General features: G+C 47.1%; 23 protein-coding genes and 2 tRNA genes. 6 read left to right on the top strand and 19 right to left on the bottom strand.

The features are described 5' to 3' along the window. From BGP75_RS27730 to BGP75_RS09735, 6 genes are all read right to left on the bottom strand, one after another. The coding region (locus tag BGP75_RS27730; protein ID WP_143820948.1) for a transposase at positions 1 to 93 on the bottom strand (93 nt) is incomplete at its 3' end. Positions 94 to 790: 697 nt separating this feature from the next. Continuing rightward, positions 791 to 2,251, bottom strand: coding sequence for a collagen-like protein (locus BGP75_RS27635; RefSeq protein WP_076718212.1), 1,461 nt, complete (start codon positions 2,249 to 2,251; stop codon positions 791 to 793). Positions 2,252 to 2,726: 475 nt separating this feature from the next. Continuing rightward, positions 2,727 to 2,987 (bottom strand): hypothetical protein, encoded by a 261-nt coding sequence (locus BGP75_RS09755; protein ID WP_143821028.1) that lies wholly within the window; start codon positions 2,985 to 2,987, stop codon positions 2,727 to 2,729. Between the two features lie 584 nt (positions 2,988 to 3,571). After that, positions 3,572 to 3,814 (bottom strand): hypothetical protein, encoded by a 243-nt coding sequence (locus BGP75_RS27390; RefSeq protein WP_233152898.1) that lies wholly within the window; start codon positions 3,812 to 3,814, stop codon positions 3,572 to 3,574. A gap of 128 nt (positions 3,815 to 3,942) precedes the next feature. Continuing rightward, positions 3,943 to 4,323, bottom strand: coding sequence for a hypothetical protein (locus BGP75_RS27385; RefSeq protein ID WP_076718203.1), 381 nt, complete (start codon positions 4,321 to 4,323; stop codon positions 3,943 to 3,945). Positions 4,324 to 4,618: 295 nt separating this feature from the next. Next, a tRNA-Ser gene (locus tag BGP75_RS09735) sits at positions 4,619 to 4,706 on the bottom strand. A 221-nt stretch (positions 4,707 to 4,927) separates the two neighbouring features. Between BGP75_RS09735 and BGP75_RS09730 the strand changes: the two genes are divergently transcribed. Then, complete coding sequence (locus BGP75_RS09730) at positions 4,928 to 5,356, top strand: YchJ family protein (RefSeq protein WP_076718201.1); 429 nt, start codon at positions 4,928 to 4,930, stop codon at positions 5,354 to 5,356. Between the two features lie 245 nt (positions 5,357 to 5,601). Next, positions 5,602 to 8,340 carry a DUF349 domain-containing protein gene (locus tag BGP75_RS09725; RefSeq protein ID WP_076718199.1) on the top strand — a complete coding sequence of 913 codons (2,739 nt, stop codon included), beginning with the start codon at positions 5,602 to 5,604 and terminating at the stop codon, positions 8,338 to 8,340. A gap of 185 nt (positions 8,341 to 8,525) precedes the next feature. Here BGP75_RS09725 and phbB read toward each other — a convergent pair whose 3' ends face one another. After that, the gene (phbB, locus tag BGP75_RS09720; RefSeq protein ID WP_076718197.1) at positions 8,526 to 9,266 is read right to left on the bottom strand and encodes an acetoacetyl-CoA reductase; all 741 of its coding nucleotides are present in this window, start codon (positions 9,264 to 9,266) and stop codon (positions 8,526 to 8,528) included. Between the two features lie 357 nt (positions 9,267 to 9,623). Here phbB and BGP75_RS09715 point away from each other — a divergent pair, with 357 nt between their 5' ends. The 4 genes from BGP75_RS09715 to BGP75_RS09700 all read left to right on the top strand — a co-directional run bounded on the left by BGP75_RS09715 (position 9,624) and on the right by BGP75_RS09700 (position 11,761). Continuing rightward, complete coding sequence (locus BGP75_RS09715; protein WP_076718194.1) at positions 9,624 to 10,412, top strand: motility protein A; 789 nt, start codon at positions 9,624 to 9,626, stop codon at positions 10,410 to 10,412. Further along, positions 10,409 to 11,209, top strand: a complete 801-nt coding sequence (locus BGP75_RS09710) for a flagellar motor protein MotB (RefSeq protein ID WP_076718191.1) — start codon at positions 10,409 to 10,411, stop codon at positions 11,207 to 11,209. The genes BGP75_RS09715 and BGP75_RS09710 overlap by 4 nt, the downstream gene beginning before the upstream one ends. After that, positions 11,178 to 11,621: a hypothetical protein gene (locus BGP75_RS09705; protein ID WP_076718189.1), complete on the top strand. Its 444-nt coding sequence runs from the start codon at positions 11,178 to 11,180 to the stop codon at positions 11,619 to 11,621. The genes BGP75_RS09710 and BGP75_RS09705 overlap by 32 nt, the downstream gene beginning before the upstream one ends. A 63-nt stretch (positions 11,622 to 11,684) precedes the next feature. Further along, positions 11,685 to 11,761 (top strand) — tRNA-Met (locus tag BGP75_RS09700). A 364-nt stretch (positions 11,762 to 12,125) separates the two neighbouring features. Here the strand turns inward: BGP75_RS09700 and BGP75_RS09695 are convergent. The 12 genes from BGP75_RS09695 to nhaC all read right to left on the bottom strand — a co-directional run bounded on the left by BGP75_RS09695 (position 12,126) and on the right by nhaC (position 26,320). Continuing rightward, entirely contained in the window at positions 12,126 to 13,466 is a 1,341-nt protein-coding gene (locus tag BGP75_RS09695) for an MmgE/PrpD family protein (RefSeq protein WP_076718187.1), read from the bottom strand. 28 nt (positions 13,467 to 13,494) lie between these two features. After that, a complete protein-coding gene (locus BGP75_RS09690) occupies positions 13,495 to 14,253 on the bottom strand; it encodes an SDR family NAD(P)-dependent oxidoreductase (RefSeq protein ID WP_076718184.1) in 759 nt (252 codons plus the stop codon). A gap of 154 nt (positions 14,254 to 14,407) precedes the next feature. Next, positions 14,408 to 15,238 (bottom strand): SDR family NAD(P)-dependent oxidoreductase, encoded by an 831-nt coding sequence (locus BGP75_RS09685; RefSeq protein WP_198939329.1) that lies wholly within the window; start codon positions 15,236 to 15,238, stop codon positions 14,408 to 14,410. Between the two features lie 158 nt (positions 15,239 to 15,396). After that, positions 15,397 to 16,425: a glycine betaine/L-proline ABC transporter substrate-binding protein ProX gene (gene proX / locus BGP75_RS09680; protein WP_198939328.1), complete on the bottom strand. Its 1,029-nt coding sequence runs from the start codon at positions 16,423 to 16,425 to the stop codon at positions 15,397 to 15,399. A 40-nt stretch (positions 16,426 to 16,465) separates the two neighbouring features. Then, a complete protein-coding gene (gene proW / locus BGP75_RS09675) occupies positions 16,466 to 17,431 on the bottom strand; it encodes a glycine betaine/L-proline ABC transporter permease ProW (RefSeq protein ID WP_076718182.1) in 966 nt (321 codons plus the stop codon). 14 nt (positions 17,432 to 17,445) lie between these two features. Continuing rightward, positions 17,446 to 18,588: a glycine betaine/L-proline ABC transporter ATP-binding protein ProV gene (proV, locus tag BGP75_RS09670; RefSeq protein ID WP_076718180.1), complete on the bottom strand. Its 1,143-nt coding sequence runs from the start codon at positions 18,586 to 18,588 to the stop codon at positions 17,446 to 17,448. 163 nt (positions 18,589 to 18,751) lie between these two features. Beyond that, positions 18,752 to 20,098 (bottom strand): FAD-binding oxidoreductase, encoded by a 1,347-nt coding sequence (locus tag BGP75_RS09665; protein ID WP_076718177.1) that lies wholly within the window; start codon positions 20,096 to 20,098, stop codon positions 18,752 to 18,754. Between the two features lie 187 nt (positions 20,099 to 20,285). Further along, positions 20,286 to 21,803: an aldehyde dehydrogenase gene (locus BGP75_RS09660; protein WP_076718175.1), complete on the bottom strand. Its 1,518-nt coding sequence runs from the start codon at positions 21,801 to 21,803 to the stop codon at positions 20,286 to 20,288. Continuing rightward, positions 21,796 to 22,833, bottom strand: coding sequence for a dihydrodipicolinate synthase family protein (locus BGP75_RS09655; protein WP_083704727.1), 1,038 nt, complete (start codon positions 22,831 to 22,833; stop codon positions 21,796 to 21,798). Before BGP75_RS09655 ends, BGP75_RS09660 begins: the two co-directional genes overlap by 8 nt. Before the next feature lie 451 nt (positions 22,834 to 23,284). Continuing rightward, a complete protein-coding gene (locus BGP75_RS09650) occupies positions 23,285 to 23,470 on the bottom strand; it encodes a hypothetical protein (protein ID WP_076718173.1) in 186 nt (61 codons plus the stop codon). 34 nt (positions 23,471 to 23,504) lie between these two features. After that, positions 23,505 to 24,812, bottom strand: coding sequence for an FAD-binding oxidoreductase (locus BGP75_RS09645; RefSeq protein WP_076718170.1), 1,308 nt, complete (start codon positions 24,810 to 24,812; stop codon positions 23,505 to 23,507). After that, complete coding sequence (gene nhaC / locus BGP75_RS09640) at positions 24,812 to 26,320, bottom strand: Na+/H+ antiporter NhaC (RefSeq protein WP_076718168.1); 1,509 nt, start codon at positions 26,318 to 26,320, stop codon at positions 24,812 to 24,814. Before nhaC ends, BGP75_RS09645 begins: the two co-directional genes overlap by 1 nt. Positions 26,321 to 26,360: the final 40 nt, after the last annotated feature.

Here is a 26,360-nt window from a genome sequence, read left to right as displayed (position 1 = left end):
TGAAACTTCAGCTATCGATGCATCTGGTTGAAGCGCTAATGAAACGGCTTCGCGCTTGTACTCTTCGGAATATTTTCTTCGTGTATTAGACATGTAAAAACCTCGTTAAAGTAGATTATCTACTCTTAACTAGGTGTCCGACAAATCGGGGTAAAACCAAGCCATGCAAAGTTCCTTTTAAGTAGATTCCAATAAGCGGCGTGATGCTACAGGATGTTGCGCTGAGTGTCTTGTGCTTTTTATGCCTCTCTTGACCTGGAAATTATTCGCTCGGTTCAAACCCTCCCCAACATTTTCACTGCCCTGAAACGACGAAGCCCCGCTTAAATATAAGCAGGGCTTCTGTATTCGTGGCGGTGTGGGAAGGATTCGAACCCCGATGACGCAGTTTTATTCATCGTTCGTTTTTACCCTACCATACCGCCTGATGCCTTTAAATATCATGGGTCCAGCTGGTTTACAATCATTACTCGGCTCTACTGTAATGGCATAGCAAGGCGCATAACGGCATCTGTTTTGCCCCAAATTTATACCACATAGAGCACTACCTTGACATGGTAGAGGTCAGCAGTTCGAATCTGCCTAGTCCTACCAGATAACGCGGCTATTTCAGTCAGTCTGTACTAACTGGGACAAAGACGGACAAAACATACTTTGTTCAGTTGTAAAATAAACGGATACGCATATTGTGTATCCGTTTTTTTGTGACTCGAATAAAGTAGCAGATCAAAAAGCAGTACCTAGCACTAACACATCAGATTAAGACTCTAGCTACAATGCAGTCATTAAGCTAAAGACATGTGTAGCAGACTCTCTGATAATTGTCTTCGTTATCGCTAACATTAAATCTAGTTTGTCCGACTTCTGTCCATCCAGAAGGGCAAGCAGGGAAGCTACTAGTCCGATGCGTTAAATACACTACGCTACACTGGAGAGAACTCTGATAGCAGACTCTCTGATAATTGTCTTCGCGATCGCTAACATTAAGTCTAGTTAGTCCGGCTTCTGTCCATCCAGAGGGGCAAGCAGGCAAGCTACTAGTCCGATGAGTTAAATACATTACACTAGGCGTACCAGGACCTGCAGGGCCAGTCAATCCAATAGGTCCCTGAGGACCTTCTGGCCCTGTTAGCCCAATACCTGTTGCGCCCGTCGGTCCTTGGGGTCCCTGAGGGCCAGTTAATCCGATAGGACCTTGTGGACCGATTGCTCCATCAGCGCCGGCGGGACCGGTCAATCCAATAGGTCCCTGAGGACCAGTTTCACCTTTTTCCCCATCATCGCCTTTCAAACTGCCCCAACCTTTGTTATCACAGACCAGAACCTCATCTTCGATAGCATCATAATATAAGGCACCCGGTTCACGTTCAGGGCAAGTAACAGGGGGAGCCGATTTAGGCTCTAGCCGTAACGCACCATTAATCGTAGTGTCTCCATTGTAGTGAACATACTGATTAGGATAATCATCAGGATCAGACGGATCGGTATTTTTAGTGAATTCTTCACGGTTGGTAGAACCGTCACCATCTAAATCCTGGTTGGAATCTGAGGGATCAGTAGGATCCAATCCGTAGGTTGTTTCCCAGCCATCATTCATCCCATCATTATCTGAATCATCGCTGGGATCTGACATTACAACCGATACGTTGTCCACGGCAGTCTCACCGTTGCTATTTAGGGATTTTAATACCAGCTCAATATTCATGCCTGAAGCAATCATTGCCGCGTGTATAGGATCGGCGTTATCAGCAGTTATTGAAGCGGTAAATCGATCAAAGTATCCATAGTTAAAGGTGGAGGAATTGGTTGGAAAATTCAGTTGAATGCTATTATCACCAGCACGCAGAAAAGCGTGAAAACCAGCATAGCTGTAATCCATTCTTTTTCCTAGATCAATAGCAATCCTGTAGGTATTTCCGTCGATAAATGGAGCATTAAGAGTCTGAGACATAGTTGATGTTCTTCGCAGAAAACCAGCATTGCCATGTTCAGCAGCATCATAAAACTGATGGCTTAGGGTTTCCCAGGCTCCCGCATCAGTACTTTCCGATACCCAGTGGTCATAGCCTGGTATGTCATGAAAAAACGTACCGCTACCTGCATACTGAGCATATATTGAGGGAACTGCTTCAAACCCACCATCCTGCACTAATTCCTGCGCGAAAACATGGGACGCGGTAGCTCCAAGCGCCATTACCAATGGCAGATGTTTAAGGCAAAAGCGGGTCTTATTTTGACTAATTGAAATCACGCAATATTCCTTTTAATCAGATCGATTTTTTATTCAGAAAAGAAAAGCTACTAACTAGAGCCCTGTTTTGTCAGCAAGGAACTTGGTGCTCAAAAGAGAGGTAAGGTACAGACAATATACTTGGACATGTAAAGTTCCTTTTATCTTCCGCATATTAGAAGCCCATGACGAGTTGGCGCAGGGGCAGATGCGTGAAGAAAGACTCGTATAATGCTAAACAGCCGTTTAGCGAAAGGACTTTATATGACACTTAACAACTTATAACAAGTTGTAAATACGAAAATATATTGATTAAAATCAAATATATAGCAATCTTTACTACTACATCAACGGTAGTACTAAAACCACTTTATTGAAATAACGGATTAATATTTGTCGTGAAAAACGGACGCACTAAACTAAAGAACCTTCTTTTCTGAAAAACAAGAGAAACACATAATCAGCCACCTCGGAGCTATTAATAGGCCAATTGATTTCAAAACGCAGCCCCACCAAAATAAACCACGGCTTTATAATACTTCAACGCTCTTCGCCGCCTTAACAGTGCCAGGAACCCTCCCCGGTTATTGATCAGTCTCAGCATGTTGTTCAGAAAGGTTCTGTCTGCTTCTGCTTTATCTTCTGCCGTTTTTCCTATGTGATACATATAGTTGTGTATGTTGCCTGCTTCCTCCACATCCAGGCCATACATGATGTTGGGTATCCATCGAGAAATCAGAGAGCTGGCCGCTCCCATGCCATTGCAGATCTCTGATTTATCCAGCGGTGTAAGCCCCAGGTATCCAGGAGGCGCGGTAGCGAGCTCAGGGGATTCTGGGGCTGGGAGCTGCTGTGTTGAATTATCATCATTACGAACTGGATGGGGTCACCCATTGAGTTTTCAAGTAAACACCCAGCTGCATGCGGGGCCATTTTTGATTTTGGTCAAATCACACAGAGACAACTTGGTTAACGTACTCTCGGCATGTTGCTAAATTTGATCGGTAAGCACTTGTTTTAGAAAGGATGTCTTCACTGTTTTGGTCATGGATAGGCAGTTATTGTCTCTTCCTCAGAGGGCAATGAGTTAGCAAATGACCTGGCTAATCGTGAGGCTGATGGTCAGAGTGGTAAGGAGGACTTTGAGGGGCAGGAGTTTACCTATAGTATCCACTGTCTCATAAAGTAATCGATTAGAGATTATGGCTAAGAGTGGCTTTGAGTCAGACATTAAGCTCTGCACTGTAATGGATTATTATGACCACTCCAGACAGCAGCGTGACATGAAGTAGAGCAGCGTGCAATCCTGCATACACGCCGTGATAGAGGGAGCATATAGCCTTAGTAGAAAACACCCAGTGTATTCAAAATGAGCATTGCTATCAGAGATGCTACTGTAAAGACATAAAGCCAGAAAAATATAGCAGCTAGTACCCGATCAAAGGTGCTTGTGTGTTCTCGTAGCAAGTCGGTATTCGCAAACATTGCTGACAAGGGGCTTTCCTTGAATCTGTCAGTCAGTGCTTTAGGTAAAGCTACTGCTTGAGCCGTATTCAGAATATCCCAGCCACTGGCAAATTCCACGCCCAAGTTGCCCTTAGTAGCTGGATTCTTTCTTAGCCTCCTAACAGTTATCTGACCGAAGGCGACAAAAAGTATACCGACGATGACAAGACATCCGATCAAGGCTAAAACTATAATCCCATCTATCGTCATAGAGAGTTAATCCATTGCATCAGCGGCCCATAGTTCTCTTCAGCCGTATCTTTTACAAAGCCGTCCGTTGCCATAGCTCCTAATGCTGCTGCAGTACCAGCGCTAATGAGAAAGACCCAACCAACTGGAGTCGCGAGAGCAAGCAAGGCTAAGCCGCCATTGACAATAGCAGTACCAGCAGCAAAACCACTAGCCTCAACAAACATCTTCTTCTCCCAGTTGCCTCCTGCCTTATAGGTATTATGAATTCCACCCACGCGACTAGTAAAGTCTATGACGGCAAGTCCATTACCTAGGACTTTAGTGTACTTGGAGAACTTAACGAGGTTGTGCGCTTCGATCTGGCTAGTGAAATTTAGCTTAAACTGCGCGCCCACTCTCTGCTATACGTTGAGCACGAGTCATGTTTGCCAGTGGGTGTACCATTGCACTGGATAGCTCAACATGTGGGGCATACGAATATAGAAATGATTCAGAAGCGGTATGGAAAATGGATCAAACAAGATGGTGCTGATATGAACAGCCTAATAGAGAGAATATTACAACCTGTAATACCGTGTGCGGCACTCGCTGCACACTTCGACATTCCCAGAACATTCCCACAGACGTTCCCTAAGCAATAAATTCAAACAGAATAAATATCTAACTATTTGATTTTACTGGGAAAAGATATGGCGGTGAGGGAGGGATTCGAACCCTCGATGCCTTTCGACATACACACTTTCCAGGCGTGCTCCTTCGGCCACTCGGACACCTCACCGTGTTTCCTCTCAATCGAGGAGCGCGTAATTTATACTAATTTTTTTGGAATGGCAATTAGTAATAACGACTTTATGAGATGACTTGTACAAAGTCTCTTACAGTAGGAAAATTACTGTTTATCTATCAGCTATCGGACTGGGGTTGCCCAAACGACTACTCGTCCCTTAGACGCCTCCAACGCGCTTAGCTCGCTTTTATTAACTATGCTCAAGGGATACTATGCTTCACGATCAAAAAAACACAGCGCTTTCCTGCCCTTGCGGTTCCCGGAAAAGCTATAACCGATGTTGTGAACCTGCTATAGAAGGCAGCTCGCCGGCTAAGACTGCTGAGCAACTGATGCGTTCTCGTTACACCGCATTTGCTTTGGGGATGAGCGATTATATTGTCGATACGACCCACCCAGATTATCGAAAGGATCTTAATACGGAAATACTGGACCAGCAAAATAGTGACACAACCTGGCTACAATTGACTATCCTTACAGTGGAATCTGGATCAGAGCAGGACGACTACGGCAGGGTTTCATTTGTTGCGGAATTCAGCGCAGATGGGCAGAAAGCTCAACTCCATGAAAATTCAAGATTTTCTCGAATTAATGGACTCTGGTACTACCTGGATGGTGAGGTTAAGGTTCAGCCCTTTTAAGCAGTATTCTCATTGCGGTGGTGCTTTACCAACATAAATTCATGGGCGCTACCTGAAGCAAACACCTTTCAGAATTGGTTCAAAAGCCGTAGAATACGTCACCGCGAAGACGGGGCTCCTTTCTTTTACATCGTTTCTCTACCGACTATGGAAGACTATTCCAGGTACGATACCTTTTCGCTAACACCTTAAAGGTATTGGAGATTCGTATCCCGGCTATATGTAGTATTTCGATTGGAAACAGCATGCAGTTGACCTTTACACACTTTTTCCGTCCGAGATGGCAGCACCCGAAGCCTGGTATCCGCAGAAAAGCGATTGACAGGCTAAAGTCAGATCTACCTTCTGACCAAGAGATACTTCAAAAACTGGCGAAACTGGATCAGGACGTTGAGGTCAGGTGCTCTGCTCTTGAAAAACTGGTCCATCCCGATCTGTTACGCGAGATAGCCAATACTGATCCGACTCCTCAGGTACGGCGTGAAGCCACTAACCGGCTCTGCCTTTTGCTCTGCCAGCCAGGCCCCGAGAATCTTTCTGCGGAAACCCGCGCCAGCTATATTGATGATTTAAATGATCCTGACATTCTGACGCACATAACACTGAATGCTGATCACTCCGTCGTCCAGTTTGCGGCAGTCAAAAGAATTACTCTGGAGACCAGCCTCCAGCAGATCATTATTGACTCTGACAATTTCCAGATTCGCCAGCATGCGGCCTCTAGCATTCATACACCGGAGCTGCTTGAGCAATTGATCAAACATTGCCGTCAGGGGGATAAAGGTGTTTACCGGATTCTTAGGGAACGGAGAGATCAACAAAAACAACAAGCCAAACTTTTGGCAGAGCAACAAGCCACCTGTAAATCCCTCTGCCAGGCAATAGAAAAGCTGGCAAAGGAGGCACCTAACAATTTCTATAGCGCACGCTTCAATGCACTTCTTAATAGTTGGAGTGAATATGACGCTGTCGCTAAAGAGTCACTGGAAAAGCGCTTTGAGCTGTCTCAGGCACAATGCCAATCACAACTGGATATTTTTGAGCAGACCCAAGCCGAAGAACAACTCCGTCAGCAAAATAGAGAGCAGTTACAGCGGCTAATCGATAATGGATATGAGCAGGTACAGATATATCAGACACAACTGCCGGATATCCCTGAACTGCAATCAAAAATCCAGGAGCTTGATCAGCAATGGGCTGTTCTAATCCAGAAAGAGCCTGCTGAGAAAAAGCAGTTAAACCGCTTCAATAAATTAAAGGCAGAGTTCAATCAGCTACTGGATGGCTTGAACCGACTGGAACAACAGCGTTCTGATCTTGAAGCACGGCTTTCACAGAGTCGATCTATTAAGGCCCTGCTGTCAATACGCTCAAATATCGACTGGCCCGATGCTTACCCACAACCCGATATACTTCAGCAGCTTGACAGAAAAGTAGCAGAACAGCGACTTAAACAAGAGCAACGAGCAGCAACTCTTTCCCAGAAAAAGCAGGACCTTGACGGTTTGCTGGCTCAGCTGGAGAAAACGCTTGATGAAGGGCAGTTGCAACAGTCAACAGACTATCTGAATCGCATCAGAAATCTGTCTGATAATCTCGGAAAAGAGTTCAGAGGCGCTCAAAAACAGCGTTATCAAGCACTCCTTGCCCGTCATCAGGAACTGAATAACTGGCAAAAGTTTGCAACCCACCCCAAGCTGGAACGGCTATGTGAAGAAATGGAACAACTGGTCACATCTGACATAGAGGTTTCTGAACGGGCTTCGCAGATCAAGGCACTACAGCAGCAATGGAAAAACCTGGAGTCCCGCTCCATACCATCAGCACTGCGTAACAGATTTCAACAGGCCAACAAAGCCGCCTATACTCCCTGCCAGCTCCACAATGATCAACAAAGGGAGCTTCGACAGCATAATTTACAGCAGCGTCAACAACTCTTTGATCGATTGAAGGAAGCGCTTAGCAGCACCGACCAACAAACGAATGGTCAGCACAGCACAGACAGTATTCAGAGCACCAAGACGCTTGCACAACTAAACAGGGAAGCGCGGCAGTTATGGAGAACTTTTACCCCTGTCGACAGAGCCCCTGGAAAAAGATTACAACAACAGTTCAATCAACTACTGGCAGAAGTTGAGACCAAACTCAATGCAGGCAAAGAAGGCAACGCCGCAGCCAAAGCAGCACTGCTAGAACAGGCAAAAATGCTGCTCGATCAGATCGACAAGACTGAACTGAAAGTACTCCTTAACAACGCTAAAGATTTACAAAAACAATGGCGAAACATCGGGCCCGCTCAGCGTAAGCAAGAACAGACTCTTTGGCAGGAATTCCGGGGAGTTTGTAATCAACTCTTTGAACACCGCTCCCAGTCAGCGGAGGCCGGACAAAATAAAGCCACGGACAACGAGCAAAAAAGAGCTACAGAGAATTCAACGGAAACCCAGCATTTCTCTGAATCTTCTCAACATTCTGCATCCGCTTCCAAACCAGTACACCGGGAAGATACTGACTGGCTGACAATTGAATTGCAGCATCAGGTTTGCGAAAAGCTAGAAGCACAATTGCTGACAGAAGGTTCGTTAAAGCTGAGCGAAGAGCAAATAGAGAGCTGGAACCAGATGAATCCCCCCCGTTCCCCTTTTGCTGAAAAGATGCAAGAACGCTTCGACTCTTTACATGAACTTTCAAAGACACCTGAAGCCATTGATGAATGTCTTATACAATCAGATAAACAGTTGCGACTGCTCTGTATACGACTCGAAATAATGGGCGGGCAATCTTCACCCGCAGACGATCAGTTTATGCGGATGGAATACCAGATCAATCACTTGTCCAAAGCTTTGAAACAACAGCAAAACGGCCCTAGTGACAAAGAGTTGAACACGGTCAAGAAACTATGGTTTTGTACACCGTTCAATCAATGCCATAGTGAATTGATTGAGCGTTTCACTGGTTTGCTGGACACTCTAGAAGAACACTGAAGAAAAGGTCTTCTTGGAACCTGTGCCAAATAAGGCTCCATTCCCGAAAGCAGACAAAGTAATCTGAGATCTTATTTCAAACACTAAAAAGCCCCATCACCGAATGGGGCTTTTTTTATCCATAAACAGACAGTTGCCGCAGAGCCCTTGATCATCATGGCAAAGAGGCAACACTATGGATGTCATTACGACATGTGCTGCCCACCATTAATAGACAGGTTGGAGCCGGTAATGTAGCCAGCGTTATCATCGGCTAAGAAAGCAACTGTGCGACCAATTTCCTCAGGCGCTCCCATACGTCCTACTGGGATCTGAGCAACGATTTTTTCCTGAATTTCAGGAGCGATCTTAGCAACCATTGGGGTCAAAATGTAACCTGGAGAAATCGTATTAACCGTTACTCCCTTACGTGCTGTTTCCTGAGCCAAAGCCTTAGTAAAGCCATGCAGGCCAGCTTTAGCAGCTGAATAGTTAGTTTGGCCAAATTGACCTTTTTCTCCGTTGACCGAAGATATGTTGATAATACGACCAAATCCCTTTTCCAGCATGTCATCGACAACTGGGCGAGTCATATTAAAGGCACTATCCAAGTTGGTAGTAAGAACAGAGTTCCACTGATCCCAATCCATTTTCTTGAATACACCGTCCCGAGTAATGCCGGCATTGTTGACCAATACATCGATCGAACCACCCGCTTTTTCTTTTACTTCTGCTACAGCCTGCTGGCAAGACTCCAAGCTTGTAACATCGACATGCTGAATCAGGATATCGTACCCTGCTTCTTTTTGCTCCTGTTGCCATGCTTTCGCTTTTGCTTCGTTACTGTATCCAGCAACGACCTTCATGCCCTGGTCGGCGAGTGATAAGCAGATAGCAGACCCGATACCACCTGTTCCACCGGTTACCAATGCGATCCTTTGTGTCATTAAGCGTCTCCTGAAACGTGTTATCTGAAACAGTTTGAACTATCCAATCAACCCAAACCGTCGTACTCTGCGCTTATTTGTCAGTGTTTTTATAATCACGCCAAACTATGATATGCAATGATCATTACAGATGCACTCCTTGAAAACCCCTATTTTCTAGTTTAATAGTCTAAAATCCTCCTTAATGTAGATTTTGATGTGGAAATGACAAACACCCCATGACCTTGGTCACTGACTGCTTAGGAAAAGCAGCTCTTTGCTGGTATCTTCCGAGACTAGTGATTTGGATCAACGTAAAAAATCCACAGAGATATATTCTGAACACTGCCCCATCGCATTTTAAATGAAGAGCCAACTATGGATTTTGCGTCACTTATAGGATTTTTATCCGGCTTAGCATTGATCATCTCAGCTATTTTTTTAGGTGGTAGCGGAGATGTTTTTGTCAATATCCCAGGCATGATGATCGTTATTGGGGGAACCATTGCAGCAACGCTGCTGACAGTCCGCTTTCGAGATGTTATTGCGGCCTTTCGCGCAGCCTGGATAGTCTTCACTCGAGATAACACAGATCCCCAGCAAATGATCGACAATATGCTGGAGATAAGCAAAATCAGCCATCGAAAAGGGCTGTTGGCACTGGGGGAGATAGAAAGCAGTTCTAATTTTTTAAAACGCGCCTGCCTGATGATCTCAGATGCAGCCAGCGAGAAGATAGTCCAGAAAACGCTACAAACCGAAATTGACTCATTACTGGCTCGCCATTATCAGGTCCAGGACGTATTTAAAAAAATGGCCATGTATGCCCCTGCATTTGGCATGCTTGGCACTCTGATAGGTTTGATTCAGATGCTCAGCACTCTGGATGATCCGAGTAGTATTGGACCCGCCATGTCCGTGGCATTGCTGACAACGTTCTACGGCTCTTTACTGTCTTCAATGATTTTTCTCCCCATTGGCGGCAAGTTAAAGTCGCGCACACTCATGGAAGTCACCAATCTTGAGATTATTCGGGAAGGTACTCTGAGCATCCTTTCAAACGATCATTACTCCAATGTCTATGAACGGCTTTCTTCTTATATACCAGAAGCCAAGCGCAAACCTCTGGTGGTTGGCACCAAGGCTAATGCCGGCAATATTCAATGAATAAACAGATCTTTGAAGAATCAACCTCGGACAGCGCCGGCTGGATCACCACCTTCGCAGACTTGATGACCCTTCTTCTGGTGTTTTTTATCCTGATGTTTTCCATGTCCAGCGTAAAGTCTGAACGCTTTGTCCAGGCAATGGAATCCATTCAGTTAAGCCTGCAAAATGCGGGCAGTTTGTTAGATCTTGGTGCCCGAAATAATAAAATCAGTGTTCAGGTGTTTCCTTCCGTTAACCCAGAGAAGCAAGTTGACAGCGGAGTAGAGTCAGAAGATGAACCGAGTAAACAGATTCAGACTCAGCCCTCTGTTGGTCAGGGTGGAGACCAATGGACACAAATGGCAAATACCTTACAGAGCAGACTAAACACTAATTCAGCAGAACAAATGGTGAAAGTTTCGCTTCCAAAGGATGGGGTCATTTCGATCCAGATACAGGGCTCGGTTATTTTTGACTCAGGTTCAACCTATCTTAATTCCGAAGTTGATCCGATTATGGATACTCTGCTTGAACTATTCGATCAATACCGAGGCTATAGCATAAATATCAAAGGTCACACGGATAACATCCCTATCTCAACAGATCAATACGAATCCAACTGGGAGCTTTCGGCTATTCGTGCAACCACCGTGCTGCGCTATTTTGCCTCACGAGGAATAAACCCCAGACGTTTCACGGCTACAGGTTATGGAGACTCAGTTCCCTTGGCCTCAAACTCCAGTGCTGAAGGTCGTAGCGAAAACCGGAGAATCGAATTTGTACTTGAGCGACAAGAAAACTTTTTTATTCGCTGAATTAAAAGACGATGAGCAACGCTCAGCCTATCGGATAGAGCCAGATTCGGAACACCCTCTGGAGTTATTGATCGGAGAGCAGAGCATTCCTGTGGTCAACCTGTCTTCTAACGGACTGGCCTTTTACCTTGGCGAGCTGATCGACCATGAGAAGGAATTACTCCTGCAACCTGACCAGCAATTGGAAATACAGATTCTTTTGGGAGCCAGCACTAACGATACGATTGTTGCTACTATCGAAATATTGCAACGGCAACAGGATTTCTACCGCTGCAGATTGATAACCAACCACCAGGCCCATAAAAAGCTCTGCCAGTATATTGTTGATCAACAAAAGCAGCTAATTCGGGAACGGAAAGACCAATCACGTAAAAACAGATCCGATCTTGACAACAATGAAAACGATAATTAGAAAAATAAGTTCACTGCGCTATAGACAACCCCCTAAAGCCCCCCTATAATTCGCCCTCGTTGATGCGGGGTGGAGCAGCCTGGTAGCTCGTCGGGCTCATAACCCGAAGGTCGTAAGTTCAAATCTTGCCCCCGCTACCAAATTCAGGAAAATCCAGATTAATCTTTAGTCTGGATTTTTTGCTGGATTTTTTGGTTTCCAGGGTACAGAAAAGCTCGTCGGGCTCAGCTCTTCATACGTGCGCGAAGGTCGTAAGTTCAAATCTTGCCCCCGCTACCAAATTCAGAAAAATCCAGATTAATCTTTAGTCTGGATTTTTTGGTTTCCAGGGTACAGAAAAGCTTGTCGGGCTCAGCTCTTCATACGGGCGCGAAGGTCGTAAGTTCAAATCTTGCCCTCGCTACCAAATTCAGAAAAAGCTGAAATTCAGAAATGGATCTCAGCTTTTTTCGTTTGAAAAGCAAGAAAGTCTCGTCGGGCTCAGCTCTTTTCTCTTCTTTAAGCTTAGTTTTCTGTGCTTAATACGAGGTCCAACAAGGCTACGCAGTCCTGCGCTTGGTGCAGATTTGTAACAGCGTTTTCTATTGCGTCAATCTGCTGCACAGAAAGTCCAGCTCCAGCTAGTCGCCTGTATTTCTCTCGGAATTCTGTTGTCGAAATGGGTTTCTCTGGATCGCCTTTTGCGGCAGTTATCGGTGTTTCCAATAAGCGACCATCTTTTAGCCTGATACGCAGCCGGGAAAGAATTTCCTCAGGGAAGCGTGCAGAAAGATCTGGCGCGTCAATAAGTGTAATACGACGACTGATGGCTAGAATGGATTCATCATAAATGGCATCGCCAGTTACTTCCTGGGCGCCAACCTGGCCTCTGACCACTAGAGCGGCAAGAGGGAAGGCCAGCGCATATTGCGCTTCATCTGGGTCTGAAGGCTCATGCCCCTGAAGGCGCATTGATTCGTGAAAGGTATCTACCTCTATCGATTCTATACTTCCAGCATCCAAAGGCTGTTGTTCCAACAGGTTTGTCATGGCGGTAAGCGCAGGTTGTGCCCATCTGCATACTGGCCAGGGCTTAAAGTACTGGGCATCAATTTCCCACCGCTTGCCCAAATCAATCCAGTGCTCTGAAACCGCATCCTGTTCAACCGTGACTGCCGGGGCTCCAGTAATACCTTCCATTGCCATAAACAATCCATTAAGGCCAGCGTAAGCTCCAGCTCCATGGGCATCTCGCAGCATACTGGGATAGTCCACCAGCCGCATCATTGGACAACGAGGACCGAAATACTCAGCAATTCCCAGGGCATGTCGAGCGGTTTCATCATCCAGTTGCATTAGGCGAATCCCCATAGCAACGACCCCTAGTCCAGAAAAAGCTCCTGATGCATGGTATTCAGGCGCTGTCGCCATCAAAGAAACACCCGCTCGCAGGCCCAGCTCATATCCCAACGCTAAGCAAGTTAAAAACTCCTGTCCACTGATATCCCGTCCCTGATTACGACAGGCATCGGCAAGCGATAAAAGTGCAGGAACAACGGTAGCACCGGCATGTCCCTTGGAAGTGAAGTGTCCCTCGTGGGCATCCAGACTATCAACGGTAAACCCACCTACCCAACCAGCCCCTAACGGGTGTACTGGACGACTATCAAAAAGCATGCGACTTGTCAGCTCTCCCGCGGGACAGTGCTTAACGGCATAACTACGTACTCGTGAGGCGGTGTCTGCACGATATGCACCAGCTGCTACACCAACAATATCCAACAATGAAGTTGAAACCAGCTCCCGTGTTTTTTCAGGAATCTGCTCGTACTCAAGGTTTCGTATAAAATCCAGGTATTTACTCATCGTTTCGCTTCTCTACAGCAGCACACCACTAGAAAGGTAAAGGTAACTTTGCGGTACGCCCACCATCAACGACGATGATCTGTCCGGTCAGGAACCCTGCCTGATCGCCGGCCAGATGCACGGCAATATCGCCAATATCCCTGGGGGTTCCAACACGCCCGATGGGATGCATTTGATGCAATCCCTTCCATGCGTTTTCAGCATCCTCTTGAGCATTGATATAGTCATCACTCAGATCTGATTTGATCCACCCCGGCGCGATACCGTTACAGCGAATCCCGTGTTTTCCCAAGTCCACCGCGAGTGCCCGTGTTAGGCCATGAACTCCAGCTTTAGAAGCACAGTAAGCCGCATGGTCTGGATTGGACCCTTCTCCTTCAATAGAACCAATGTTAACAATACTTCCACCGCCTCGCTGTTGCATTAGAGGCAGAGCAGCCTTTGCCAGAAAAGCAGGCGCTCGCAAATTGACGGCCATCATCAGATCCCATTCTTCGACCCCCATTTCAGATAAGGGCTTTTCAAACATGATCCCGGCATTATTGACCAGGATATCAAGACCGTCGAAGCATTCTTTTGCTGTATTAACGATTAGCTCAAAGCTTGAGCTATCACTAAGGTCGGCCGGCACGTATACAACCTTGGGATCGGCACTGAGTTTGCCTTCGAGAGGCTGACGCTGAGCAATAACCACCTTGGCCCCTTCTTCCAGAAACCGTTCGCTGATCCCCCGTCCTATACCACGCCCCCCTCCCGTCACTATTGCTACTTTATCTTTCAACTGCATGATTCTGTATCCACTACATAAACCTGGATTTTCGCTGCATTCCTTGATCCTTCAACCACATTCTTTGATCTTTAAAATGCATCCCTTACTTTTTCAACTTCAGAGTAGTGATCTCCAGATTGATAGCTGGAGTCGTTCTTTTTGAATAAGCAGATCAACCTGAAACAGGTTTGGCACCTGTCACTTCGACCGTTTCACCAGCAATATAGCGAGCCTCTTCGGAAGCCAGAAATGCAATCACATCAGCGATATCTTCTGGCTCAGCTATACGTCCGAGAGGAACCGTTTTATTAAGTTCTTCTACTGCTTTGTCCGGGTCCAGCCCACGACGCTCGAAACCCGTTCTGATCATAGGAGTATTGATTTCATGAGGGCAGACAGCATTGACCCGAATGCCATCGGGTGCATGGTCCCGTCCAAGGTTCTTTGTCAGTGCAGCGACTGCACCTTTACTGGTGCAATACGCCACATGTCCAGGCCCAGGATGTGTACCCCAGACTGATGAGGTATTAACAATGGCCCCTCCTCCGTTAGCTTTCATATGGGGAATAGCTGCCCGGCAGAGATAGAATACGGCAGTTAAATTGACATCCAAAGCCTGGTGCCACATCTCATCTGTCGTTTCCAAGGCATTACCACGGGGAATAATGCCAGCATTATTGAGCAAGATATCCACTCCCCCATGGGCTTTTACTGCTGCTGCAACAACGCTTTCACAGTATGTTTTTTCCCGAAGATCTCCTGCTAAGAAATGAATCTGGTGCCCTGCTTGATTCATTTCTGACTGAATAGCCCTACAACCTTTTTCAGAGAGATCACTGATAAAAACATGTGCTCCTTGCTGACAGAACTTTCTGACCAGTGCCTGACCGACACCTCCAGCGCCACCGGTGATCACCACTGACTTATTCTGGAATCGGCCAGGTATTTGAGTGTCATCGGTTAAGATCGGAGAATCACCAAATCCCATGTTTTTAGATACCATTACAATTACCTCCTAATCTCCAACCCCAGTGCATCATCAGACGTAAGCACATCGCTCAACATATGCGCATCACTGGACGTAAGTGCAGGATGAGAATCCTGCACTTATCTGTTGCTGTTTCTGTACAAAGGTTTTGAAAAGCGGTCTAGTCTGGTCGCTTATTTAGCTGCTGCGCGAGCTTTATTTAACCAGTCATCAAAAACAGTACGATTTGCTTTTACCCACTCTGCGGCGTGACGGTTGATATCCTTTGAGGATTTTTCACCTTTTTCCATCTTAAGGTTTTGGGCACTTTCATCGTTGGCGGGAATTTTCACCGATGCAATAAATGCGGTTGCGGCAGGATTCTCTTCAGCAAACTCCTTATTAACCACTGAACGAATCTGATCAACGGCAAAGCCGACATTTATTCCATCAACAATAGTATTAACGTCATTATTACCATCAGGCATATCGGTATGAGGAACACTCAGATAAACCACATCTTTACCAGGGACCAGAACTCCGGCAATCCACTGGGGTGTCCACGTGTAATATAAAACAGGTTCCCCCTGATTAAAGCGGGCAATGGTGTCAGCCATTAAAGCAAAATAGGAACCTTGGTTATGTGTCACTGTATCGGTAAGACCGTAGGCCTTCAGGTGATGCTCAATCATCAGCTCACAACCCCAGCCGGGGTTACAGCCGGTAAGGTCGGCTTTGCCATTGCCGTTACTGTCAAATAGTTTGGCAATTTCCGGCTTCTTTAAATCAGCCATTGAGGTGATGTTGTATTTGTCGGCAGTTTTTTTGTCGATCAGGTATCCCTGAGCCACATCAGCAATGGTGGTTCCGACCTTGGTCATGTTAGCGTCGCCTCCTACTTTCTGATAGAAGGTATCGTGTAACTTATCCCATAAATGAACCGTGTAATCCGCATCCCCATAGCTCAGTGCAACCATCATGGTGGCATATTCAGTTTCTTTAAACTGCTCAACCTCGTAACCCAATTCGCGCAAGCCAATGTTAACGACTTCACCACGAAAATGTTCTGCTGAAATCGTGGGGAAAATTGGTGTCACTTCCACACCTTCTCCAGGCTTATCACCGGAAGCTATTGCAGGACTGGCGAACATACCCAGGGAAAGTCCAAAGCCAACAGCCATTGAAACAGAGCTTTTATTAAGTTTTTTTAGTGTCTTTTTCATTATCAGAGTCCAGTTTTATGGTTATTTTCTGGTGATCACCTCAGGCGACCGATTTCTTTGCGTATTTTGTTTTTTTGGATTTACCCAATACTCGAAGGAGCAGCCCAACAGGTCCTTTTTCATACCAGTGACCTTCATGCCCCTTTTCTGTTGAGCTGTTATCGCCCATTGCCTGAGTCAAGCGGTCAAGGAAAATAGCCAGCAAGACCAGGCCAACACCACCGACCGTTGCCAGCCCCATATCCAATCGCCCGATACCTCTGAGTACCATCTGACCCAGTCCACCAACAGAGATCATCGACGCGATAACCACCATCGACAGTGAGAGCATCAGGGTCTGATTGACACCGGCCATAATGGTTGGTGCTGCCAGGGGTAATTGAACTTTCATTAACAACTGACGATTGGTACAGCCAAAGGCTAACGCCGCTTCCACTTTATCCTCAGGTACCTGACGAATACCCAGATTGGTCAGACGAACCAGAGGCGGCAGAGCAAATACGATGGTAACCAACACCCCCGGCACGTTACCGATTCCAAACAACATCACGACTGGCACCAGATAGACAAATGCCGGCAATGTCTGCATAGCATCCAGAACGGGGCGTACCGTTCGCTCTACCCGATCACTTCGGGATGACCAGATACCCAGCGGAATACCCATTACCGCGCAAAAGAACAGTGCTGTCAGTACCAGGGATAAGGTGGTCATGGATTCGCTCCATACGCCGAGAAAGCCCAGCGACAGAAGAATACAGGCGCAGAATAATCCCATCCGCTTACCCGCCATTTGCCAGCCAAATAATGACATCAAAATAATGCCTATCATTGGCGGAACCGACTGCAGGCAGTACTCAATTCCATTAAGCACCTGATCTATCGGCCAACGGATCGCACGAAAAAAATCACGGAAATTCTGAACAAGATAGGTCAAGGCGCTTTCGACCCACTCTCCCAGAGGAATAGTCAACGTTTGAAAGGGGTCCAAGAGACTCAGTTCGGACATGTTACAACTCCCGTCTAGGCATTATGTAAGGTTTGTAAAAGCTGCTGTTTTGAGATATTTCCCTGATAGCATCCCGCCTGATCCAATACCGGCACGGCATAGTCAGACCGGGCCACACTATCGAGCACCTCATTCACCAAGCTCTCGGCATTAATGCTCCGGAAATCTGAAACTAGCTCATCAGGGGCCTCTCGCGTATTGACCAGCCCCAGAAAGGTTCCGGCTTCATCAACCACATACTGATAGTCCTGATCTGTGTCTGTTGCTCCGCTGAACACTCCGATGATTTCCTCTTGCGGTTTACGCTCAGCAACATCTCCAGCCTTTAACACCTTCCCGGGATCAACACCTTTAAAGAACATCTCCACATAATCATCAGCAGGGTTACGAAGAATTTCCTGCGGTGTTCCCACCTGCACAACCCGCCCCCCTTCCATAATGGCAATACGGTCCCCGATTCGAATCGCCTCATCCAGATCATGGGAGATAAAAACAATGGTCCGCTCCTGTTCTCGCTGTAATCGGACCAGCTCATCCTGCATCTCTGTACGAATCAGTGGGTCCAGTGCTGAGAACGCCTCATCCATCAATAAAATTGTCGGGTCATTAGCCAGCGCCCTCGCCAGCCCAACGCGCTGCTGCATCCCTCCGGATAACTGATGAGGATAACTATCTTCATAACCGGAAAGTCCTACCTGAGACAGAGAATCCTTAGCCCTGCGCTCACGTTCCTGCTGATCAACGCCTGATATTTCCAATCCAAATGCAGTATTATCCTGAACGGTCATATGGGGCATCAGAGCAAAAGACTGGAAGACCATAGACATCTCTTTACGGCGAACCTGCAACAGCTCCTCGGAACTTAACTGGGTTACATTCTTGCCATTTAATTCGATACTGCCTGAGGTAGGTTCTATCAGACGATTCAAGAGACGAACCATGGTGGATTTGCCGGAGCCGGACAGCCCCATTACGACAAAAATCTCACCTTTGTTGACGGAGAAACTGGCATCCATGACACCGACTGTCTGGCCGGTTTTATCGAAGATAGAGTCTTTATCATGACCCTCATCCAGCATCTTCATCGCTTGTTCGGGGTCGTCACCAAAAACTTTGTATACGTTCTTGATCGATAACAACGGTTGTTCAGTACTCATAGCGCAACCTTTTTATATTTGTAGTGCTAACGCTTTACTGCATAGAAGTTTCCATAAAGGTTCGGAAATCATCTCCATCTGCAGTACTACCTTAAAAATAATACCCCTTCGGGTCTAACGACATTTGCTACCAGAAAACCATAACTCTGAGTTATCAGTCCGTTCATAACTCACTTCCAGCAAGCCACTCCTTCCAACGCATAGTCGCGTTTGCACCGACTGAGAGGAAAGGTTCGGGCGGCAAGCGGGAGGGGGGGTCATAAGCCATGTATTCCCGCAAAATGGCGGAATCAACATTGGCAGCCAAATCCGCAGCCATCATCCCGGAGAGGGTTCCCTTAACAGTACCCAGTCCATTCTGACAGGCAGCGGAATAAACCCGTTCTTCGAGCTCGCCAAAGGCAGGCACCGAGTTCAAAGACAGGCACAGTCGCCCTCCCCAGCGGTATTCCATCGGTACCGTATCGAGCATCGGGAATCGGGCCCGAAATGCCTTATCATGACTTTTGGCTGCACTCTGTATCTGCGCCTGGGACACTTCCAGAGATTGATTCAGAGTAAAATGATTACGGACTGTCAAACGATCTCCACTGCCCATCAGGTTTGATACTCGCCGAACGGTAGTCCCCATCGGATCTGCCGGCAACACTCCCCAATTGGCTTCACCACCCAGTCGTTCGACTTCTTCAGGTGTCAATGGACGGGTCATGGAGGCGTAGGTAAAGGCGTGTAATAGCTTTTTATTAAAATAACCAAAGGACTGAATGTGTCCATTCACCGCCAGGATTATGTTCTTCGTCCTGACTTTCCCCTTAGGCGTTTTCAGCAGGTGATCAGCTCCCAGCTGCATCTCAATAACCGGGCTATTTTCATAAATAGAGACGGTCTTGCTTAGCCCTCTGGCGGCCTGACGAATAAAGGCTGCGGGCTGTATCATTGCGGCTCCGGGCGTATAAAGTCCCTGAGTATAAAAATCAATTCCGGTCAGCGCTTTCATTTCGGCGCCATCCAGCAGTCGGTAATCCTCTTGCAGCGCCTTAATATGCTGCAGATAGCTCTGAATGTGTTTTTCACCACGAGACGAAGCCGCACCTGTGACTTTGCCACAGCCCATAAAGACCTGCTGTGACATGCCAAAATCCTTGGCCAGCTGAGCTGTAAAATCGATTGCCGCTCGATTCAATCGAATCTGTTTCAGGTCCTCATCAGCCGCTCCCGCATAGGTTTCTGAATTCAGATCATGAGGGAGATCAATCATGAATCCACTATTGCGACCAGCTGGCCCTTCGGCCAGTCCACAGGCTTCCAAGACAATAATTTTATCCCCGGATGCAATCTGGCTGAGACGGCGAGCCGCGGCCAATCCCGTAAAGCCACCACCAACAATCACCCAGTCGGCGGTAATATCACCGTCCAACTGCGGGTAGGGAGTCGCAGCTTCCAAAATCGCATTCCAGGCAGCAGGCCCTGTGTCTTTAGGTACACGGGTGACCTGAATCACTTTAGTCATAGCTCTGCTCTATTATTTTAAAGATTGACCCTGTTGAAGATTGGCAGCACAAAAAAGCCACAGCTCTAACTGTCAGTGATTTCACTCTTCAATATTGATTGATAAGAAACGCCAGTGAACACTGAAGTCAGCAGTCATATTTAACACTGCCGACTTCAGAACAATGACTAAGCTAATCGCAGCAAGATCAGCTTACGTAGATCTCATCAGCACTGTCGCCCAGGTCAATCCAGATAGTTTTGAGCTCGGTATATTGATCATGCGCATGAATAGAGTTGTCTCGACCACCAAAACCGGACTGTTTATACCCCCCGAAAGGAGTGGTGATATCCCCTTCACCAAAGCAATTAATCGTTACCGTTCCGGCACGGATACTTTGAGCTGCGCGGATAGCACGCTTTCCATTCGCCGTGAATACAGAAGCAGCCAAACCATAATCGGTATCATTGGCTACACGGATTGCATCTTCATAGCTGGAGACAGTGATCACAGACAGCACCGGCCCAAAGATTTCTTCTTGAGCCAATCGATCATCACGATGGACACCGTCAAATACGGTAGGCTGTACGTACACGCCATCCATGGTTTCCCCCCCCAGCAGGACAGTTTTATTTTCTTCCTTACCCAGGTCCAAATAGCCAGAGACTTTGTTGAAATGGTTCTTATCGATCAGGGCACCCAGGTGATTAGCAGGATTGAGAGGATCACCGGTACGCCAGTCGCGGGCATGATTCTTTATTCGCTCCAACAACTCATCTTTAACCTTTTCATGGACAATCAGGCGGGAACCCGCCGAACAATTCTCCCCCATATTCCAGAACGCTGCATTAACAACCTGAGCGGCTACCAGATCCAGATCTTCGGCATCTTCCAACACCACACAGGGGTTCTTTCCACCGCATTCCAGAACCACTTTTTTCAGGTTCGAATCCGCCGCATACCGAAGAAAACGCCGACCGGTTAAGGTTGAGCCGGTAAAGCTCACCATATCCACATCCATATGTAACCCCAGGGGTTCTCCGACTTCGGCCCCGGTTCCGGTGACAATATTCAGAACCCCACGGGGCAGCCCGGCTTCCATCGCAAGTTCTGCGATTTTTAATGCAGTAAGTGACGTTTGTTCGGCAGGTTTAACGACCATCGAACAGCCTGCCGCAAGTGCGGGTGCTATTTTCCAGGCCAGCATTAATAACGGGAAGTTCCACGGTAATACCGCTCCGACCACACCGATCGGTTCACGCACAATCATAGATACCGCATTGGGTCCCACCGGTGCAGTCTGATCATAAATTTTGTCAATCGCTTCTGCATGCCACTTGATGGTATGAATCAACTCAGGGATGTCGATGGTTTCACAGTCAAGAATTGGCTTACCGGAGTCCAGACTCTCCAAAACAGCCAACTCCCGGCTGTTCTGAGAAATCAGTTTACACAGTTTGATTAACACGGATTTTCTGTCATCGGGATGACGGCGACTCCAACGCCCATCTTCAAAAGCTTCACGCGCTTTTTCAACAGCCGAATCCACATCTTCTTTATCGCATGCGGCAATCTTCGCCAGAACCTCTCCAGTAGCAGGATTGATAGTGGGCAGCGTTTTGCCCGACAGGGCAGGACGAAAGCGACCATCAATGAAACTCATGCTCGGTGGATTTAGATCAGCAGCAATAGCCTGGTATTCTTCATGAGTCAGCAAATTAGACATGACTTAGTTCCCCCTTTTTCGCACTGGCACCAGCAGCTACTGAACTTACAGCACTTGTTTGGGTATTTTTTCCCGTTTGTTCAGCACTTTTAAGATGTTTACCTGTTCCATCGATGAGCTTTTCGGAAGGTTCAGCAACAATACGGGCAATCGTCGTTTTGACTGTACGGATCACCTGTTCCAGAGAGCGCTTTTCATCCCGGTTCAGTCCATACAGTGGTTTCCGTGTGGGCCCTGCATAAAGCCCTTCCAGGGTGACACCGTATTTGACACACTGGATAAATTTCCCCCCCTGCTCCAGTACTCTCATCAGGGGCATCATCGCCGACATGATTCTTCTACCTTTGTCAAAATCACCTTCAACAGCACAAGCCTGATACATCGCTATATGTTCTTCAGGCAAAAAGTTGGAACCTGCACAGACCCAGCTCCTGGCCCCCCAGGCAAAATATTCCAATGCCTGGTCATCCATGCCACAAGAAAGCTGAATATGCGGATAATCCCGAGCCAGTAAATGCAGTCGATTAATATCTCCAGAGCTTTCTTTAATGGCCTGAAAATTGGCAGAGCGACCAATTCTGTCAAGGAATTCCTCCCCCATCATGACGCCCATCCGATCCGGATAGTTGTACAACATCACCGGTAAATTCGCGGCCTGGTCTACGGCCAGGGCATGCATTGCCACTTCACGTTCTGTCGGCAGCGAGTAAGGTGGAGTAGCCACAAGAATAGCGTCAGCATTGTGCTCTGCAGCAGCTTCAGCCAGCGCAATAGAATCATCAGGATTCAGCGAGCCAGTACCAAAAACCACGGGAATCTTTCCCTCGGTATGATCCTTGGCAATCTGCAATAAACGTACACGCTCTTCGTGAGTTTCAACGTAATACTCACCCGTAGTTCCGCCAACAATGACACCCTGCACCCCTGCATTTAGCAAGTGCTTAATCATCAGGGCAAAGGCGTCATAGTCTATTGAGTAATCCTCACCAAAAGGTGTGATCACCGGTGTGTAAATCCCATCAAAGCGCATTTAACTCACCTGCTGTAGTTTGGATTTTTATTCTCGAAAACACTCGAAACAACATAACCAGCATGACTACTTCAAAAGAAGTTTCAGACTAGCCCTGCGACAGTTTGGGCTTTCAATGTGGTTACAGATTTCTGTGTTTTGAATACTGTTTTGAATAGCTTTTCAGTTGCCTTCAACCGCCAATACAGACTAACGAAGAATTCAAAATCGCCACAGCAACATTTCTTTCGCAATAAACATAACGATGAGTTATTGATCACAGGCAGTAATGGACTAAAAAATGGAGTAAAACAAAGCCCGCATTGAAGCGGGCTCGTCTTTATCAGGAGAGGTTTTACGACCTTAAACTGTATGTCGATTGTGGAACTTGACCCTTATCAGGCGTCATCTCTATTGAAATAACCCTCAATCAAAATAAAGGAGATCAAACTGCCAGCCAAGATCAGGCAGGTTATTGAGCAGTCATTAGTAATTCATGACCCACCACCTGATCAATCATGCTGTAGGGTACTTTGTATTGAGTCCCTTCGTATTTGATAACAGCATAGTCAAAACACATTTTGATAATCGTGCAGTTGACTATCTTTTTTCCGTCGGTAACACGAACAATGTTGTAGTTATAAAGTGAAAGTGCCATCAAAAACCTCCCGAAATCACTGTTACCGCCCCACTTAAAACCGGTCTACCCGAAAAGGCCCACGGTCAATGGCTGATTGCTTTCGATCATTAGCTGAAGGCTCTAGATCATTAGCTGAAGGCTCTCCAGCCATCAAATTCACCACCATCTCAGCGCTGATTGCCGCCTGAGTCAACCCCAGGTGCTGATTACCAAAAGCAAATAGCAACTGAGGATAGTCTGGATGGCGATCAATAACGGGTAATGAGTCCGGTAACGTAGGGCGATGCCCCATCCATTCACTGATTTCCAGAGACGGGTCATTCAGTGAGGTGATAAGCTTCCGACAATGATAACGAAGTGAATCAAAACGGCGTTTGATCGGCTTTAGCTTCAGCCCACCCAATTCAGTCATTCCAACCACCCGAATTCCAGAGTCAAGGGGACTCATCACAAAGCGTCTCTCCGCTGAGCCAATCGGCCTGTTTAGCTTGATATGCTGAGCTTTAATGGTCAGGTGATAGCCTCGTTCGGCTTCTAATGGCACCTCCAGGCCGGTACTTTGCAATAACTGTTTACTCCATGCCCCGGCACAGACAATAGCCTGATCGAACCTTAATGCTGTTGAAGGGGTTTGAAGCCTTACAGCATTCTCTATCGGCAACAAGGCATTAACGGATTGCTGTACAAACTGCCCGCCACGAGCCTGAAATGCGGAAAACAACTGCATACAAAGTTGATAAGGATCCCGGACCTGATAAGCCTCAGGAAAATACAACGCATGACTTACTCGACCGGCCAGTTCTGGCTCCATCTCAGCCAGTTCTTCACCACGGATCAGTCTGGTTGTAATGCCCCATTCCCTTAAATAACGGGCATGCTGCCTGGCATCTTCCAGCTTATCTGCAGACTCCCACACCAGCAGATAACCGGACTGTATTAATTGACCATCGGCTTCGATATCTTTCAGGCACCGCCGCCAAGCGGGAACCGAAGCCTGATTGAGCTGATGAATAGTCCTACGTCCATGATCTGCAACCTTCGGATATGCCGCAAAAACGAAGCGGAGCAGCCAGGGTAATATGCGATGAATATATGAGAGCGGCAGCGCTAACGGCCCATGGGGGTTAAGCCACATGGATAGAGCTGAGAGCAGGGTTTTGCCGGTAGATAACGGATCAATCAATTCAGTCGCCAGGTAACCCGCATTGCCAAAAGATGCCCCCAAACCAGGCGCATCTCGATCAATCAGAGTCACCTGATATCCATTCCGTTGTGCTTCCAACGCAGTACATAAACCAACAACCCCGGCTCCAACGACAGCAACAGAGCCGGTTGTATTATTAGCGTCAGGGGAATACATCAGATAACTCCTTTACCCGCTTGCCGGCTATCCACTTGCCGACCATCGCTAACAAGATCGACGCCCTCTTTGTACTCATTATCATCATGACCTGCATCAGCGCGCAGGGAGAACCAGCCGGTTTGTGCATAAAGAATTCCTATTACCGGTGACAACCAGCAAGCAAATGCCAGCGGCGCATACAACAAGGCACTGTAATCGCCGGAAGTCACCGTCAGACCCAGCGTCCCCATAACAAATGCTCCTCCGGCATTCCATGGAATCAAGGGGGACACAAGCGTTCCACCTTCTTCGATGGCGCGGGACAAATTGAGACGACTGTACCCCTGCTTGTCGTATTCCGGGCCGTACATTCGACCCGGAAGAGCAATCGAAAGATAAACGTCACCGGAAACCGCATTAGTGGCTATCGATGTACAGATAGCGCTACTCTGCAACCCTCTGAAACCTTTTGTCATATGCATAATCGATTGCACCACAGATTCCAGACAACGGGTACGCTCCAGCGCGCCACCAAAAGCCAGGGCAAACATCATCAGGGTGACAACCCAGGTCATGGACGACACTCCACCACGGTTTAAAAGACTGTCCAGTGATGGAGATTCGGTGCTGATCTTAAATCCACTGTGGGCAAAGGTCAGAACCTCATTCAGGTTGTACCCGTAATTATAAACAGCGACAAATGCTCCCAGAACAAAACCGGTGAATAGTGCAGGAATCGGTGAAACCTTAAAAAATGCCAACCCCATGACAACCAGGAGCGGTATCAACGGCAGCACACCCAAATCAAAATGATTGCTCAGCCCTTCTTTGAATAAGGCTATCTGTTCAAGTTGTGAGGCATCTGCAGCCGTTTGCCCGCCCACAATCAGATAGATCAAAAAAGCAATTGCCATCGCAGGGATAGTTGTCGGCATCATATTGCGAATATGATCGAACACATTGGTTTCAGTAACGGCGGCGGCCAAATTGGTAGTATCCGACAGAGGAGATATTTTGTCGCCAAAGAACGCTCCCGATACAACAGCACCAGCGGTCCAATATACCGGAATATCAAAGGCAGTGCCTATTCCCACCAGAGCCAACCCCACTGTGCCGACAGTCGTCCAGCTAGTACCGATGGAGAGCGAAACTACCGAACATAGCAGCATGGCAGCCGCAAGGAACCAGGCAGGATCTATTAGCTCCAGTCCGTAATAGATCAGCAATGGTACCGTTCCACTGGAAATCCAGGTACTGACCAACATCCCAACCACAATTAATGTGGCAATTGAGGGCATCGCAACATGCAATACGTGAAAAGCCCCTGATTCAATATCCTTCCACCGATACCCCTGCGACCACCCGACCAGAGCGGTAATAGCAAACCCGATGGCCAATGCAATATGGGGTGTAAAATCATCATAATAAAAAATCTGGACTGCTAATAAAGCTATCGTCAAAACGATAGGAATCAACGCAACCCCCAGACTGGGCGCTGCTATCTTGACTGAACTTTTCTGTTTCATGATGTAGACTCCTGAGGATGGGTAGAGCACTTCCCCACGG

It is taken from the genome of Motiliproteus sp. MSK22-1 (genome assembly GCF_001968815.1).
Lineage (GTDB): Bacteria > Pseudomonadota > Gammaproteobacteria > Pseudomonadales > Balneatricaceae > Motiliproteus.
The sequence above is the reverse complement of the archived record's forward strand: the minus strand, read 5'-3'. Positions and strand labels throughout refer to the sequence as shown.

Bases quoted from the DNA above. Each gene is read 5' to 3' on its own strand.
- BGP75_RS09755 (WP_143821028.1), bottom strand. From the start codon at position 2,987: ATGGGAGCGGCCAGCTCTCTGATTTCTCGATGGATACCCAACATCATG.
- BGP75_RS09730 (WP_076718201.1), top strand. From the start codon at position 4,928: ATGCTTCACGATCAAAAAAACACAGCGCTTTCCTGCCCTTGCGGTTCC.
- BGP75_RS09725 (WP_076718199.1), top strand. From the start codon at position 5,602: ATGCAGTTGACCTTTACACACTTTTTCCGTCCGAGATGGCAGCACCCG.
- phbB (WP_076718197.1), bottom strand. From the start codon at position 9,266: ATGACACAAAGGATCGCATTGGTAACCGGTGGAACAGGTGGTATCGGG.
- BGP75_RS09715 (WP_076718194.1), top strand. From the start codon at position 9,624: ATGGATTTTGCGTCACTTATAGGATTTTTATCCGGCTTAGCATTGATC.
- BGP75_RS09710 (WP_076718191.1), top strand. From the start codon at position 10,409: ATGAATAAACAGATCTTTGAAGAATCAACCTCGGACAGCGCCGGCTGG.
- BGP75_RS09695 (WP_076718187.1), bottom strand. From the start codon at position 13,466: ATGAGTAAATACCTGGATTTTATACGAAACCTTGAGTACGAGCAGATT.
- BGP75_RS09690 (WP_076718184.1), bottom strand. From the start codon at position 14,253: ATGCAGTTGAAAGATAAAGTAGCAATAGTGACGGGAGGGGGGCGTGGT.
- BGP75_RS09685 (WP_198939329.1), bottom strand. From the start codon at position 15,238: ATGGTATCTAAAAACATGGGATTTGGTGATTCTCCGATCTTAACCGAT.
- proX (WP_198939328.1), bottom strand. From the start codon at position 16,425: ATGAAAAAGACACTAAAAAAACTTAATAAAAGCTCTGTTTCAATGGCT.
- proW (WP_076718182.1), bottom strand. From the start codon at position 17,431: ATGTCCGAACTGAGTCTCTTGGACCCCTTTCAAACGTTGACTATTCCT.
- proV (WP_076718180.1), bottom strand. From the start codon at position 18,588: ATGAGTACTGAACAACCGTTGTTATCGATCAAGAACGTATACAAAGTT.
- BGP75_RS09665 (WP_076718177.1), bottom strand. From the start codon at position 20,098: ATGACTAAAGTGATTCAGGTCACCCGTGTACCTAAAGACACAGGGCCT.
- BGP75_RS09660 (WP_076718175.1), bottom strand. From the start codon at position 21,803: ATGTCTAATTTGCTGACTCATGAAGAATACCAGGCTATTGCTGCTGAT.
- BGP75_RS09655 (WP_083704727.1), bottom strand. From the start codon at position 22,833: ATGCGCTTTGATGGGATTTACACACCGGTGATCACACCTTTTGGTGAG.
- BGP75_RS09650 (WP_076718173.1), bottom strand. From the start codon at position 23,470: ATGGCACTTTCACTTTATAACTACAACATTGTTCGTGTTACCGACGGA.
- BGP75_RS09645 (WP_076718170.1), bottom strand. From the start codon at position 24,812: ATGTATTCCCCTGACGCTAATAATACAACCGGCTCTGTTGCTGTCGTT.
- nhaC (WP_076718168.1), bottom strand. From the start codon at position 26,320: ATGAAACAGAAAAGTTCAGTCAAGATAGCAGCGCCCAGTCTGGGGGTT.